The sequence below is a fragment of the Thalassotalea ganghwensis genome, from assembly GCF_053485795.1.
Window position 1 is genome coordinate 1 of record NZ_JBQRUM010000086.1, and the last position, 288, is coordinate 288.

The 288-nt window shown below is 42.4% G+C and carries 1 protein-coding gene; it reads left to right on the forward strand.

Annotated features, from left to right (window positions below):
- Positions 1 to 288, forward strand: a 288-nt coding sequence (locus ACSLUH_RS19595; RefSeq protein ID WP_448570091.1) for a hypothetical protein, incomplete at both ends; no start/stop codon positions are given.

The window sequence follows — 288 nt, forward strand, 5'->3', positions numbered from 1 at the left end:
TATTTGGTTTTGACCCGAATACCCCAGTAGCGGATGGAACGTTAGGGGAAGATCGTTACCGCTGGGATCCAAATGTGGATTATCGCACTGATGCTTGTATGAATAATTACTTTTCAGATGATTACAGAAACTTGGTAGGCGGTCAGTTTATTTGTGTCGACACCGGAGAGCATGGTCAAGATGAAAAGCACTACAATATTCCAGTGGATGAGACGATCTATTCGTTTACGGTGAAGATTTTTGGTGGCAAGTACGATGCTTCGTTATTGCATAATCGTGATGGTTATG